This is a genomic window from Pseudomonas sp. R38(2017) (assembly GCF_002112395.1).
Taxonomy (GTDB): domain Bacteria; phylum Pseudomonadota; class Gammaproteobacteria; order Pseudomonadales; family Pseudomonadaceae; genus Aquipseudomonas.
Genome location: NZ_NEHN01000003.1, coordinates 175,845 through 190,295 on the forward strand (window position 1 = coordinate 175,845; position 14,451 = coordinate 190,295).

General features: G+C 61.0%; 14 protein-coding genes. 8 read left to right on the forward strand and 6 right to left on the reverse strand.

Annotated features, from left to right (window positions below; all coding sequences use genetic code 11):
* Positions 1–83 precede the first annotated feature (83 nt).
* From CAF87_RS07570 to CAF87_RS07580, 3 genes are all read left to right on the forward strand, one after another.
* On the forward strand, positions 84–1,448 hold the full coding sequence (locus tag CAF87_RS07570) for an MFS transporter (protein ID WP_085730109.1): 1,365 nt from the start codon (positions 84–86) through the stop codon (positions 1,446–1,448).
* An 11-nt stretch (positions 1,449–1,459) separates the two neighbouring features.
* Positions 1,460–3,013, forward strand: coding sequence for a galactarate dehydratase (gene garD / locus CAF87_RS07575; protein WP_085729593.1), 1,554 nt, complete (start codon positions 1,460–1,462; stop codon positions 3,011–3,013).
* A gap of 95 nt (positions 3,014–3,108) precedes the next feature.
* Entirely contained in the window at positions 3,109–4,050 is a 942-nt protein-coding gene (locus CAF87_RS07580; protein WP_085729594.1) for an AEC family transporter, read from the forward strand.
* A gap of 10 nt (positions 4,051–4,060) precedes the next feature.
* On the opposite strand, the gene CAF87_RS07585 is transcribed toward CAF87_RS07580, so the two are convergent.
* The 6 genes from CAF87_RS07585 to gatC form a co-directional block, all read right to left on the reverse strand.
* Complete coding sequence (locus CAF87_RS07585) at positions 4,061–4,441, reverse strand: carboxymuconolactone decarboxylase family protein (protein ID WP_085729595.1); 381 nt, start codon at positions 4,439–4,441, stop codon at positions 4,061–4,063.
* Entirely contained in the window at positions 4,438–5,505 is a 1,068-nt protein-coding gene (locus CAF87_RS07590; RefSeq protein WP_085729596.1) for a calcium/sodium antiporter, read from the reverse strand. The genes CAF87_RS07585 and CAF87_RS07590 overlap by 4 nt, the downstream gene beginning before the upstream one ends.
* A 40-nt stretch (positions 5,506–5,545) precedes the next feature.
* Entirely contained in the window at positions 5,546–5,920 is a 375-nt protein-coding gene (locus CAF87_RS07595) for a septal ring lytic transglycosylase RlpA family protein (protein ID WP_085729597.1), read from the reverse strand.
* Between the two features lie 88 nt (positions 5,921–6,008).
* Positions 6,009–7,454 carry an Asp-tRNA(Asn)/Glu-tRNA(Gln) amidotransferase subunit GatB gene (gene gatB / locus CAF87_RS07600; protein ID WP_085729598.1) on the reverse strand — a complete coding sequence of 482 codons (1,446 nt, stop codon included), beginning with the start codon at positions 7,452–7,454 and terminating at the stop codon, positions 6,009–6,011.
* A gap of 10 nt (positions 7,455–7,464) precedes the next feature.
* Positions 7,465–8,916, reverse strand: coding sequence for an Asp-tRNA(Asn)/Glu-tRNA(Gln) amidotransferase subunit GatA (gene gatA, locus CAF87_RS07605; RefSeq protein ID WP_085729599.1), 1,452 nt, complete (start codon positions 8,914–8,916; stop codon positions 7,465–7,467).
* 16 nt (positions 8,917–8,932) lie between these two features.
* A complete protein-coding gene (gene gatC, locus CAF87_RS07610; protein ID WP_007953612.1) occupies positions 8,933–9,220 on the reverse strand; it encodes an Asp-tRNA(Asn)/Glu-tRNA(Gln) amidotransferase subunit GatC in 288 nt (95 codons plus the stop codon).
* 211 nt (positions 9,221–9,431) lie between these two features.
* Between gatC and mreB the strand changes: the two genes are divergently transcribed.
* The 5 genes from mreB to rng all read left to right on the forward strand — a co-directional run bounded on the left by mreB (position 9,432) and on the right by rng (position 14,388).
* Entirely contained in the window at positions 9,432–10,469 is a 1,038-nt protein-coding gene (gene mreB / locus CAF87_RS07615) for a rod shape-determining protein MreB (RefSeq protein ID WP_002555108.1), read from the forward strand.
* Positions 10,470–10,610: 141 nt separating this feature from the next.
* Positions 10,611–11,744 (forward strand): rod shape-determining protein MreC, encoded by a 1,134-nt coding sequence (gene mreC / locus CAF87_RS07620; protein ID WP_085729600.1) that lies wholly within the window; start codon positions 10,611–10,613, stop codon positions 11,742–11,744.
* On the forward strand, positions 11,744–12,235 hold the full coding sequence (gene mreD / locus CAF87_RS07625) for a rod shape-determining protein MreD (protein WP_085711798.1): 492 nt from the start codon (positions 11,744–11,746) through the stop codon (positions 12,233–12,235). Before mreC ends, mreD begins: the two co-directional genes overlap by 1 nt.
* 40 nt (positions 12,236–12,275) lie before the next feature.
* On the forward strand, positions 12,276–12,872 hold the full coding sequence (locus CAF87_RS07630) for a nucleoside triphosphate pyrophosphatase (protein ID WP_085729601.1): 597 nt from the start codon (positions 12,276–12,278) through the stop codon (positions 12,870–12,872).
* Between the two features lie 58 nt (positions 12,873–12,930).
* The gene (gene rng / locus CAF87_RS07635) at positions 12,931–14,388 is read left to right on the forward strand and encodes a ribonuclease G (RefSeq protein ID WP_065260839.1); all 1,458 of its coding nucleotides are present in this window, start codon (positions 12,931–12,933) and stop codon (positions 14,386–14,388) included.
* Positions 14,389–14,451: the final 63 nt, after the last annotated feature.

A 14,451-nucleotide genomic window follows, 5' to 3' on the forward strand; every position in this document is an offset into this window, starting at 1 on the left:
CAGGGTTATTGCCAAGGCCCTGCGCGGCACAAGACCAAAGAATGTTTTACCCGCATAAAAATAATCAGTGGGAGTACATCTACATGCAATCGTCCAAGCCGACTCACGTCCGCTATTTGATTCTGCTCATGCTGTTCCTGGTGACCACGATCAACTACGCCGACCGCGCCACCATCGCGATCGCCGGTTCCAGTTTGCAAAAAGACCTCGGCATCGATGCGGTCACCCTCGGCTACATCTTCTCTGCATTCGGTTGGGCCTACGTGGCCGGGCAAATTCCCGGCGGCTGGCTGCTCGATCGTTTCGGCTCGAAAAAAGTCTATGCCCTGAGCATTTTCACCTGGTCGCTGTTCACCGTGCTGCAAGGCTTCGTCGGTGAGTTCGGCATGTCCACGGCCATCGTCGCGCTATTCATGTTGCGCTTCCTGGTAGGCCTGGCCGAAGCGCCTTCGTTCCCCGGCAACGCGCGCATCGTCGCGGCCTGGTTCCCGACCGCTGAGCGCGGCACCGCTTCGGCGATCTTCAACTCGGCGCAATATTTCGCCACCGTGCTGTTCGCGCCGCTGATGGGCTGGATCGTCTATGCCTTCGGCTGGGAACACGTGTTCATTGTCATGGGTGTGTTCGGCATCGTGTTCTCGCTGATCTGGCTGAAGGTTATCCACAGCCCGCGCCAGCACCCGATGGCCAACGAAGCGGAAGTGAAGTTCATCGCCGACAACGGCGGCATGGTCGACATGGACCAGAAACAAGGCAAAAGGGCTGACGGCCCGAAGTGGGATTACATCCGTCAGTTGCTGACCAACCGCATGATGCTCGGCGTGTACCTGGGCCAGTACTGCATCAACGGCATCACTTATTTCTTCCTGACCTGGTTCCCGGTGTACCTGGTGCAGGAGCGTGGCATGACTATTCTCAAGGCCGGTTTCATTGCCTCGTTGCCGGCGATCTGCGGTTTTATCGGCGGCGTCCTCGGCGGGGTGATTTCCGATTACCTGCTGCGCAAGGGCCATTCGCTGACCTTCGCCCGCAAGGCACCGATCATTGCCGGTCTGCTGGTTTCGAGCAGCATCGTGGCCTGCAACTATGTCGACGTTGAATGGATGGTGGTCGGCTTCATGGCCCTGGCGTTCTTCGGCAAAGGCGTGGGTGCACTGGGCTGGGCGGTGGTCTCCGACACCTCGCCGAAACAGATTGCCGGTCTGAGCGGCGGCCTGTTCAACACCTTCGGCAACATCGCCTCGATCACCACGCCGATCGTCATCGGCTACATCATCAGCTCCACCGGTTCGTTCAAATGGGCGCTGGTGTTCGTCGGCGCCAACGCACTGGTGGCGGTAATCAGCTACCTGGTGATCGTCGGCCCGATCAAACGTGTGGTACTGAAAGAGCCGCCAGCCAATGGCGGTTCCGAAGCCACCGGTAAATTGTCTCAAGCGCATTCCTGAGGAGCGGCGTCATGCAGTTGATTGAACATTCCGACTCGCCGCGCTACATCCGCCTGCACGAGCGGGACAACGTAGTGGTAGTGGTCAATGACCAAGGCGTTCCGGCCGGCACCGCATTTGCCGATGGCCTGGTGACGGTGGATTTCGTGCCGCAGAGTCACAAGGTCAGCCTCGTGGACATCCCCGAGGGCGGCACGGTGATTCGCTACGGTCAGATCATTGGCTACGCGTTGCAGCCGATTCCCCGTGGCAGTTGGGTCAAGGAAGATCAACTGCGCATGCCGACCGCGCCGCCGCTGGACAGCTTGCCGCTGTCCACCGACGTGCCGGCCGCGCAGGCTCCGCTGGAGGGTTACACCTTCGAGGGTTATCGCAATGCCGACGGCACCGTCGGCACGCGCAACATTCTCGGGATCACCACCACCGTGCAATGTGTCACCGGGGTGCTGGATCACGCGGTAAAGCGAATCAAGGATGAACTGTTGCCGAAGTATCCGCACGTCGATGACGTGGTGGCGCTGACCCACAGTTACGGTTGCGGCGTGGCCATAACGGCCACCGATGCCTACATCCCGATCCGCACCGTGCGCAATCTGGCGCGCAACCCGAACCTCGGTGGCGAGGCGCTGGTGATCAGCCTCGGCTGTGAGAAATTGCAGGCCGGGCAGGTGATGCACGAGGACGATGCGTCGGTGGACCTGAGCGAGCCATGGCTGTATCGCTTGCAGGATTCCAGTCACGGTTTCACCGAGATGATCGAGCAGATCATGGAACTGGCCGAAACCCGCCTGAAGAAACTCGACCAGCGCCGCCGGGAAACCGTGCCGGCGTCCGAGTTGATCCTCGGTATGCAGTGCGGCGGCAGCGATGCGTTTTCCGGGATCACCGCCAACCCGGCGCTCGGTTATGCCTCGGACTTGTTGCTGCGAGCAGGGGCGACGGTGATGTTTTCCGAAGTCACCGAAGTGCGCGATGCGATTTACCTGCTGACCTCCCGGGCCCAGAGCAAAACCGTTGCCGAGGAACTGGTGCGTGAGATGGATTGGTACGACCGTTACCTGGCCAAGGGCGAGGCGGATCGCAGCGCCAACACCACGCCGGGCAACAAGAAGGGCGGGTTGTCGAACATTGTCGAGAAGTCGCTGGGCTCGATCGTGAAGTCCGGCAGCAGCGCGATCAGCGGCGTGCTGGGTCCGGGGGAGCGGTTCAAGCAGAAGGGTTTGATTTTTTGTGCGACGCCGGCGAGTGATTTTGTCTGCGGCACCTTGCAGTTGGCGGCGGGGATGAACCTGCATGTGTTCACCACCGGGCGTGGCACGCCTTATGGTCTGGCCATGGCGCCAGTGGTGAAGGTTTCGACCCGTACGGAGCTGGCGCAGCGTTGGCCGGACTTGATCGACATCGACGCCGGGCGGATTGCTACCGGGCGCGCGTCGATCGAGGAGTTGGGTTGGGAGTTGTTCCACTACTATCTGGATGTGGCGAGCGGCAAGCAGCAGACGTGGGCTGAAAAGCACAAACTGCATAACGACATTACGTTGTTCAATCCGGCGCCGATTACTTGATGGTTGATCGTTCCCGCGCGCTGCGTGGGAACGATCGGGGTGAAAGTGGCTTATCATTAGCCCCCTGACGACGCTCACCTTCAAGGCTCTCCGGCATGCTGGCAATCTTCCTCGAAACCCTGAACATCACCGCGCCGGTGTTTGCCATGCTGTTTCTGGGGGTGTTGCTCAAGCGCATCGACTGGATCAACGACAACTTCATCCACACGGCGTCGTCGCTGGTGTTCAACGTCAGCATGCCGGCGCTGCTGTTTCTCGGCATCCTGCATGCCGACCTGCACGCCGCGCTGCAACCGGCGCTGCTGATCTATTTCGCACTGGCCACGCTGGTCAGTTTTGCCGTGGCCTGGGGCTGGGCGATATTTCGCTGTCCGCGCGAAGATCGTGGCATCTACACGCAAGGCGCGTTTCGCGGCAACAACGGGGTGATCGGCCTGGCGCTGGCCGCGAGCATGTACGGCGACTACGGAATTTCCCTCGGGGCGATTCTCGCGGCGCTGGTGATCCTGTTCTACAACACCCTGTCGACCATCGTGCTGGCGGTGTACAGCCCGGTGATCAAGTCCGACCCATGGAGCATCTGCAAAAGCGTGTTCAGCAATCCGCTGATCATCAGCGTGATCGCGGCGGCGCCGTTTGCCTGGTTCAAGATTGGTCTGCCGGGATGGCTGGAGACGTCGGGTCAGTACCTGGCGCAAACCACGCTGCCGTTGGCGCTGATCTGCATTGGCGGCACACTGTCACTGGCGGCGCTGCGCAAGAGCGGGAGCATGGCGCTCAGTTCCAGTCTGGTGAAGATGATCGGTCTGCCGGTGCTCGCGACGTTGGGGGCGTGGCTTTGGGGCTTTCGCGGGGCGGAGCTGGGGATTCTGTTTCTGTACTTCGGCAGTCCGACGGCGGCCGCCAGTTTTGTCATGGCCCGAGCGGCGCAGGGCAATCATGAACTGGCGGCGGCGATCATCGTGTTGACCACGTTGATGGCGGCGGTGACCACCAACGTCGGGATCTTCTTCTTGCAGTGGAGCGGGTGGATCTGAGAGCCGGCAGTTACTCAGGCTGCTGGTAACTGTCGATCACTTCCTGCGCCGCACGAAACGCATCGATCGCCGCCGGCACGCCGGCATACACCGCGCAATGCAGCAGCGCCTCACGGATCTCATCGACCGTGCAGCCGTTGTTCAGCGCACCGCGGACGTGGCCCTTCAACTCTTGTGGGCATTTCAACGCGGTCAGCGCGGCGAGGGTGATCAGGCTGCGGGTCTTCAGCGGCAGACCTTCGCGATTCCACACACCGCCCCAGGCGTGTTCGTTGACGAAGTCCTGCAGTGGTTGAGTGAACCCGGTGGCATTGCCCAGGGCGCGGTCGACGAACGCGTCACCCATTACCTGGCGGCGGATTTCGACCCCGGACTTCTTCGATTCGGTCATGGCACATCCCTCTTATGGTGTTGGCGGCGCCAGGCGCGTACGGACGTGAAAAACAGAAACGTCAGCAGTGCCGGCAGAACATAAAACAGCATCAACCGTTCGAGCTTGCCGGCCAGTGGCATGCCGGTGGTGAACGACACCACATGCAGCCCGTACGCCAGGTACAAGCCAAGCAGCAACAAACCTTCGGCCCGGGTCACGCGGTAACCGGAATAGAACACCGGCAGGCACAGCGCCGCGACGCCGAGCATCACCGGCAGGTCGAAATCCAGCGCGTTCGGCGAGACCGACAGTGGCGTCGGTGCAATCAATGCCGTGATGCCGAGGACCCCGAGCAGGTTGAACAGGTTGGCGCCGATCACGTTGCCCACGGCAATGTCCCGCTGACCGCGCAATGCGGCGATCAACGAAGTGGCGAGCTCCGGCAGCGAGGTGCCGACCGCGACCACGGTCAGGCCGATCACCCGCTCGGAGAATCCGAGATCGGTGGCCACTGCGACAGCGGCACCCAGTAGCAAATGCCCGGCGAACACCAGCATGGCCAGCCCGGCAACGATCATCAGCAGACTGATGAACCATGGGGCCGGCTGAGTCTGAGGATGATCGGAATGTGGGCGGGTCGAGTGCCGCGACTGGCGCAACAACAATCCGAGATACAGTCCCAGTGCTGCCAGCAGCAGGATGCCGTCGAAACGGCCGATCTCTTCGTTCCAGGCCAGCACGAACACCAGCAGGCTGGCGCCGATCATCAGCGGGATGTCGAGGCGCACCAGTTGCCGAGAGACGCGCAATGGGATGATCAGCGCCGACAGGCCGAGGGTCACGAGGATGTTGAAAATGCTGCTGCCGATCACGCTGCCGACCGCGATGTCGGGGTTGTGCGTCAGGGTCGCTTGCAGGCTGACCGCCATTTGCGGGGCGCTGCTGCCGAGGGCGACGATGGTCAGACCGATGATCAGCGGCCGCACATGCAGGCGCGCCGCCAGGCGTACGGCGGCGCGCACCATCAGTTCGGCACCGGCGATCAGCAGGAACAATCCGCAGAGCAGTTCGATTACGTTGATCAGCGGTAAATCGGTCAGTCCGAAAATGGCGGGCGCTCCATCAGTCGTCGAGGGCCTGCACGCGAACCCGCGCCGTGCCGCTGCCTATCATGCCGAGGCGTTCGGCGGCTTCCCGTGAAACATCGATGATGCGTCCACGGGTATGCGGCCCGCGGTCGTTGATACGCACCACGCAGGATTTTTCGTTTTTCAGGTTGGTGACCTTCACCCGCGTGCCAAACGGCAACTGGCGATGGGCGGCGGTCAGGGAATTCTGGTTGAACGCTTCGCCGCTGGCGGTGCGTTTGCCGTGGTGTTTGGCTCCGTAATAGGAGGCGACGCCGGTCTGGTCGTAACCGTGCGGGTCGATGGTGTCGGTGCTGGCGCAACCGGCCAGCAGGGAAAGCAGGGCGCAGCTGATGAATAGACGCTTCATTCAAAGGTTTCCCGAAAACAGATGTGGGAGCCAGTCGGCCGGCTCCCACAGGGAATGGAGCCAGGCGTTGGAACTGGCCCCATTTTCATCAGCCTTCGAGCTTGCTTTTCAGCAGTTCGTTCACTTGCTGCGGGTTGGCCTTGCCCTTGGAGGCTTTCATGGCCTGACCGACGAAGAAACCGAACATCTTGCCGCGCTTGGCTTCGTCTGCCGCACGGTATTGCTCGACCTGCTCGGCGTTGGCCGCGAGCATTTCGTCCAGCACTGCCGAAATGGCGCCGGTGTCGGTAACCTGCTTCAGACCGCGCTTTTCGATGATCTCGTCTGCGCTGCCTTCGCCGTTGGCCATCGCTTCGAACACAACCTTGGCGATCTTGCCGGAGATGGTGTTGTCCTTGATGCGCAACAGCATGCCGCCCAGTTGCTCGGCCGAAACCGGCGAATCCTCGATGTCCAGGTTCTGTTTGTTGAGCAGGCTGCCCAACTCGACCATCACCCAGTTCGCCGCCAGTTTGGCGTCGCCGCCAATGCTCGCGACTTTCTCGAAGTAGTCCGCCTGCTCACGGCTGGTGGCCAGCACGTTGGCGTCGTAGGCCGACAGACCGAAGGCACTCTGGAAGCGCTCGCGCTTCTGCGGTGGCAGCTCCGGCAGGGTGGCGCGCACGTCGTTGAGGAACGAATCCTCGATGACTACCGGCAGCAGGTCCGGATCGGGGAAGTAACGGTAGTCGTTGGCTTCCTCTTTGCTGCGCATCGGACGGGTCTCGTCCTTGTTCGGATCGTACAGACGGGTCTGCTGGATCACTTTGCCGCCGTCTTCGATCAGGTCGATCTGACGCTGGATCTCGGAGTTGATCGCCTTCTCGATGAAGCGGAACGAGTTGACGTTCTTGATCTCGCAGCGGGTGCCGAATTCGACCTGGCCTTTCGGACGCACCGACACGTTGCAGTCGCAACGCAGCGAGCCTTCGGCCATGTTGCCGTCGCAGATGCCCAGGTAGCGCACCAGCGCGTGGATCGCCTTGACGTAGGCCACGGCTTCCTTGGCGCTGCGCATGTCAGGTTCGGAAACGATTTCCAGCAGCGGCGTGCCGGCACGGTTCAGGTCGATGCCGGTGGCACCGCTGAACTCTTCGTGCAGGCTCTTGCCGGCGTCTTCTTCCAGGTGCGCGCGGGTGATGCCGACGCGTTTGACCGTGCCGTCTTCCAGGGCGATGTCCAGGTGGCCCTTGCCGACGATCGGCAATTCCATCTGGCTGATCTGGTAGCCCTTCGGCAGATCCGGGTAGAAGTAGTTTTTACGGGCGAACACGTTGCGCTGGCCGATCTCGGCGTCAATCGCCAGACCGAACATCACCGCCATGCGCACTGCTTCCTGATTCAGTACCGGCAGGGTGCCGGGCATGCCCAGGTCGATCAGGCTGGCCTGGGTGTTCGGCTCGGAACCGAACTGGGTGGAACTACCGGAAAAGATTTTCGACCGGGTGGTGAGCTGGGTGTGAATCTCCAGCCCGATCACGACTTCCCATTGCATGTGTGTCTCCTCAGAAGCCGGTTGGGGTGCGGGTGTGCCAGTCAGTGTTCAACTGATACTGGTGGGCAACGTTCAACAGGCGACCTTCCTGGAAATACGGAGCGAGCAGTTGCACGCCGACCGGCAGGCCGTCGACGAAACCGGCCGGCATCGACAGGCCCGGCAGGCCCGCGAGGTTGGCGGTGATGGTGTAGACGTCTTCCAGGTAGGCAGCGACCGGGTCGCTGTTCTTGGCGCCGAGTTTCCAGGCCGGGTTTGGCGTGGTCGGGCCGAGGATGATGTCGACTTCATTAAATGCGGTCATGAAGTCGTTCTTCACCAGGCGACGGATCTTCTGCGCTTTCAGGTAGTAGGCGTCGTAGTAACCGGCGGACAGTGCGTAGGCACCGACCATGATCCGGCGCTGTACTTCAGGCCCGAAGCCTTCGCCACGCGAGCGCTTGTACAGGTCTTCCAGGTTCTTCGGGTCTGCGCAGCGGTGGCCAAAGCGCACGCCGTCGAAACGCGAGAGGTTGGAGGACGCCTCTGCCGGAGCGATCACGTAATACGCAGGAATCGCGTGCTGCATGTTCGGCAGGCTGATTTCCTTGATCACGGCACCGAGCTTCTGCAGCTCCTTGATGCTGTTCTGGATCAGGTCGGCGATGCGCGGGTCGAGACCGGCACCGAAGTATTCCTTCGGCACGCCGATGCGCAGGCCTTGCAGCGAGCCATTCAGACCGGCGGTGTAGTCCGGCACCGGTTCATTGATGCTGGTGGAGTCGTTCGGATCGAAGCCAGCCATACCTTGCAACAAAATCGCGCAGTCTTCGGCCGTGCGAGCCAAAGGGCCGCCCTGATCGAGGCTGGAGGCGTAAGCGATCATGCCCCAGCGTGAAACGCGACCGTAGGTCGGTTTCAGGCCAGTGAGGTTGGTGAACGCGGCCGGCTGACGGATCGAGCCACCGGTGTCAGTGGCCGTAGCGGCTGGCAACAGACGAGCGGCAACGGCCGCCGCCGAACCACCGGACGAACCGCCCGGAACGTGCTCCAGGTTCCACGGGTTTTTTACTGCTCCGTACCAGCTCGACTCGTTGGCCGAGCCCATGGCGAATTCGTCCATGTTGGTCTTGCCCAGGGTCACGGTGCCGGCAGCAGCCAGTTTGGCGACCACGGTGGCGTCGTACGGGGCCTTGAAGTTGTCGAGCATTTTCGAGCCGCAGCTCGTGCGGATGCCCTGGGTGCAGAAAAGGTCCTTGTGGGCGATCGGCGCACCGAGCAGGGCGCCGCTCTCACCATTGGCCCGGCGCGCGTCGGCGGCTTTCGCCTGCTCGAGGGCCAGCTCTTCGGTGAGGCTGATGAAACTGTTGAGCTGCGGGTCGAGCTGGGTAATGCGCGCCAGCAGGACTTTGGTCAGCTCTTCGGAAGAAAACTTTTTATCGGCGAGACCGCGGGCGATCTCGGCCAGAGTCAATTGATGCATTGCAGGCTCTTTCCCTTTAGTCGATGACTTTCGGAACCAGGTACAGGCCGTTTTCGACCGCTGGTGCGATGGACTGATAAGCCTCGCGGTTATTGCTTTCGGTCACGACGTCGGCGCGCAGGCGCTGACTGGCTTCCAGCGGGTGTGCCAGCGGCTCGATACCATCGGTATTGACCGCCTGCATTTCGTCGACCAGCCCGAGAATGCTGTTGAGGGCCGAAGTGATGTGTGGAAGATCGGCGTCATTCAGGCCAAGGCTGGCCAGATGAGCGATTTTTTCCACGTCGGAGCGTTCTAGCGCCATCGGGTTTCTCCAGTGGAAAACAGGACGGACGGCGTCCGTGTGTTAGATTGTCGGAACACTACCGCACTTCTACGGTCATAAGGCCGCGATTGTGGGGCTTGGTGCACAGAAAAGCGGCCAATTTAACATATTGGCGCCTTGCCCAAAATCCCTGTCGTTGTTAGAGTTTGCCGCACTTTTTTACCCACGCGTTGCCTAGGGTCCCTTTCCCATGTTCAAGAAACTGCGTGGCATGTTTTCCAGCGATCTTTCCATTGACCTGGGCACTGCCAACACCCTTATTTACGTGCGCGAGCGCGGCATCGTCCTGAATGAGCCATCGGTTGTGGCCATTCGGACACACGGTAACCAGAAAAGTGTCGTTGCTGTCGGCACCGAGGCCAAGCGCATGCTCGGCCGTACGCCGGGCAACATTGCTGCCATTCGTCCGATGAAGGACGGCGTGATCGCCGACTTCAGTGTCTGCGAAAAGATGCTGCAATACTTTATCAACAAGGTTCACGAAAACAGCTTCCTGCAGCCCAGCCCTCGTGTGCTGATCTGCGTTCCATGCAAGTCCACCCAGGTTGAGCGTCGTGCCATTCGTGAATCGGCCCTTGGTGCCGGTGCCCGTGAAGTGTTCCTGATCGAAGAGCCGATGGCTGCTGCGATCGGTGCCGGCCTGCCGGTTGAAGAAGCACGCGGTTCGATGGTTGTGGATATCGGTGGTGGTACCACCGAAATCGCGCTGATCTCCCTGAATGGTGTGGTCTATGCCGAATCCGTCCGCGTTGGCGGCGACCGCTTCGACGAAGCGATTATCACCTACGTGCGTCGCAACTACGGCAGCCTGATCGGTGAATCCACTGCCGAGCGCATCAAGCAGGAAATCGGTACGGCCTACCCGGGCGGCGAAGTTCGCGAAGTCGACGTTCGCGGTCGCAACCTGGCCGAGGGCGTTCCACGCGCATTCACCCTGAACTCCAATGAAGTGCTGGAAGCTCTGCAAGAGTCGCTGGCTACTATCGTTCAGGCCGTGAAAAGCGCCCTGGAACAATCGCCGCCGGAACTGGCTTCCGACATCGCCGAGCGTGGCCTGGTGCTGACCGGTGGTGGCGCGCTGTTGCGTGACCTCGACAAGTTGCTGGCCCAGGAAACCGGTCTGCCGGTGATCGTTGCCGAAGATCCGCTGACCTGTGTTGCTCGCGGCGGTGGCCGTGCACTGGAAATGATGGACAAGCACACCATGGACCTGCTTTCCAGCGAATAAGTCGCCGGGTGCAATACGTGGGTGAGCGCGCAGGCAGCACTTTGCAGTGCTGCCTGTTGGCGTTTATCTTCTGTCAGTCTTCATCCAGGCCGGTTTGATGCCGTATGAATAAACAGAACATTTGCCTGGGAGGAGCGGCCTATTAAACCGCTTTTCGCCAAGGGCCCCTCACTGGGCGTGCGCCTGTTGGTGCTGGCCGTACTGTCGGTCGCGCTGATGGTGGTCGATGCCCGCTTCAGCCTGCTCAAGCCTGCCCGCAGCCAGATGTCGCTGGTGCTGATGGACGCTTACTGGATCACCGACCTGCCCGGCAGGCTGTGGGAAGGTGTCGCCAGTCAGTTCGGCAGTCGCACAGAGCTGGTCGCCGAAAACGAAAAACTCAAGACCGAGAACCTGCTGTTACAGGGCCGCATGCAAAAGCTGGCAGCCCTCACCGAGCAGAACGTCCGTCTGCGCGAGTTGCTCAATTCCTCCGCGCTGGTCAACGAGAAGGTCGAAGTGGCCGAACTGATCGGCATGGATCCCAACCCCTTCACACATCGCATCATCATCAATAAAGGTGAGCGCGACGGCGTGGTGCTCGGTCAGCCGGTGCTCGATGCGCGCGGCCTGATGGGGCAGGTGGTCGAACTGATGCCGTACACCTCCCGTGTCTTGCTGCTGACCGACTCGACCCACAGTATTCCTGTGCAGGTGAACCGTAACGGTTTGCGGGCGATTGCCAGCGGCACCGGTAACCCTGAGCGTCTTGAATTGCGGCATGTGGCCGATACGGCCGATGTCAAGGAAGGCGATCTGCTGGTCAGCTCCGGTCTCGGTCAGCGTTTTCCGGCGGGTTACCCGGTAGCGACGGTCAAGGAAGTGATCCACGATTCCGGTCAGCCATTCGCCATTGTCCGCGCCGTGCCGACCGCCGCGCTGAATCGCAGCCGCTACCTGTTGCTGGTGTTCAGCGACAACCGTACGGCTGAAGAGCGTGCCAACGATGCGGCACAGGCTCAGGAGAATCTTGATGCGTTTGGCGGTGGCCCGATCATTCCGGCCACGGTACCGAAAACGGTGAATACACCCGCTCAGGCACCTGCTGCGTCTGGTACGTCCGCCGCTGCACCCGCGACTGCTACACCGGCCAAACCCGCTGCCAGCAAACCGCCAGCGAAACCACCCGCGGCGACCCCGGCAGCCAGCAAGCCGCCGGCCGCTCAGCCTGCCAGTACACGGCCGGCCGCCAAACCGCCGGTCACTGCGCCGGGCACCACTGGGGGACGAGAATAATGGTCGGTGTCAAAGCCTCCCGGAATGGCTGGATCGTCTGGCTGACGTTTCTGATCGGCATGCTGCTCAGCGTGTCGCCATTGCCGCAATTCATGGAAATCCTGCGCCCGCTCTGGCTGGCCTTGCTCCTGGCGTTCTGGGCATTGGCCCTGCCGCAAAAGGTCGGCATGGTCACTGCATTTTGCCTCGGGCTTGCTGAAGACGTGCTGTACGGCACGCTGCTTGGACAGAACGCGTTGATCCTGACGTTGATCACGTTCCTGGTGCTGTCGTTGCAACAGCGTTTGCGGATGTTCCCGATGTGGCAGCAATGTCTGGTGATCCTGGTGATCTTCGGCCTCGCTCAGTTGGTACAACTCTGGCTCAGTGCCCTGACCGGCAATCGCCAGCCGACCCTGGCGCTGGTCTTGCCGGCACTGGTCAGTGCCTTGCTCTGGCCTTGGGTCAGCTTCGCTTTGCGTGGATTGCGCCGACGCTACAAAATCAACTGATTCGGTCAGGCATTTGCCACCTCGACAGGGAGATGTCTTGATGAAGCCGCTTTACCTCGCCTCTGGATCGCCGCGTCGGCGTGAGCTGCTCACGCAGATCGGCGTTCCGTTCACCGCCATCAGTGCGGACATCGATGAAACCCCTTTCGCCAATGAGTCCCCGTCGGCCTATGTCGAGCGCTTGGCGCGCGGCAAGGCCGAGGCCGGGCAGCGCTCTGTCGTTACCGACAAACCGTTTTGCGTGCTGGGCGCCGACACTGCTGTGGTGCTGGACGGCAAAATTCTCGGCAAACCGGTGGACGAAGCCGATGCATGCGCCATGCTGATGATGTTGTCCGGCAAGGAGCACGAAGTGCTGACTGCCATCGCCGTGCTCGACGGTGAGCGCTGCGAGTCGCAAGTGGTGCGCAGTCTGGTACGGTTCCGGGCGATCAGCCGCGAAGAAGCTGCCGCCTACTGGGCCAGCGGCGAGCCTCGGGACAAGGCCGGCGGTTATGGCATTCAGGGACTTGGCGCGGTGTTCGTCGCCGGTCTCAACGGCAGCTATTCAGCCGTGGTCGGTTTGCCGGTGTGCGAAAGCGCAGAACTGCTCGGCCATTTCGGCATACCCTGTTGGCAAAACCTGAGTGCGCAGTAAGCGTCGAACGGAACAAGATGCGGCCATTATCGTGAACATGCCTGAACGAGACCCTGCCATGAGTGAAGAGATTCTGATCAACATCACGCCGATGGAATCGCGCGTGGCGGTGGTCGAAAACGGTGTGCTGCAAGAAGTGCACGTCGAGCGCACGCAAAAACGCGGGATCGTCGGCAACATCTATAAAGGCAAGGTCGTGCGGGTACTGCCGGGCATGCAGGCGGCCTTCGTCGACATCGGCCTGGACCGTGCGGCGTTCATCCACGCTTCGGAAATTTCCCTGCGCGAAGGCCCGGCCGTGGAAAGCATCAGTGCGCTGGTGCATGAAGGCCAGAGCCTGGTGGTGCAAGTCACCAAGGACCCGATCGGCTCCAAAGGGGCGCGTCTGACCACTCAGCTATCGATCCCTTCGCGTTACCTGGTGTACATGCCGCGCACCGCCCACGTCGGCATTTCCCTGAAGATCGAAGACGAAGCCGAACGCGAACGCCTGAAACAGGTGGTCAGCGATTGTGTGGCCAAAGAAGGCATCAAGGAGGCCGGCGGCTTTATCCTGCGCACTGCCGCCGAAGGCGCCGGGGCCGATGAAATCCTGATGGACATCCGCTACCTGCGACGCCTGTGGGATCAGATCAACGAACAGATCAAGACCATCGGCGCACCGAGCGTGATCTACGAAGATCTCGGTCTGGCCCTGCGCACCTTGCGTGATCTGGTCAGCCCGAAAATCGAGAAGATCCGCATCGACTCCCGGGAAACCTTCCAGAAAACCACGCAGTTCGTCGCCGAACTGATGCCGGAAATTGCCGATCGTCTGGAGCATTACCCGGGTGAGCGGCCGATTTTCGACCTGTACGGCGTCGAAGACGAAATCCAGAAAGCCCTTGAGCGCAAGGTGCCGCTGAAGTCCGGCGGTTATCTGGTGGTGGATCCGGCAGAAGCCATGACCACCATCGACGTCAACACCGGCGCGTTCGTCGGGCATCGCAACCTCGAAGAAACCATCTTCAAGACCAACCTTGAAGCCGCCACGGCGATTGCCCGGCAGATGCGCCTGCGCAATCTGGGCGGGATCATCATCATCGACTTCATCGACATGGAAGATGAAGAGCACCAGCGTCAGGTACTGCGTACCCTGGAAAAGCAGCTGGAGCGCGATCACGCCAAGACCAACATCATCGGCATCACCGAACTGGGTCTGGTGCAGATGACCCGCAAACGGACTCGCGAAAGTCTGGAGCAGGTGCTGTGCGAGCCTTGCAGCAGTTGTCAGGGGCGCGGCAAGCTGAAGACGCCGGAAACCATTTGCTACGAGATTTTCCGCGAGATCCTGCGCGAAGCCCGCGCCTACCAGGCCGAGGGTTATCGCGTATTGGCGAACCAGAAAGTCGTCGACCGGCTGCTCGATGAAGAGTCCGGTAACGTCGCCGAGCTTGAAGGATTTATCGGGCGCACCATACGCTTCCAGGTGGAAACCATGTATTCCCAGGAACAATATGACGTGGTGCTGCTCTGATCCCCTGCGTCACCTTTTTCCTGAAACGGCTGGCCTCAGCTTTTTGCAGTATTTTTGCCATGG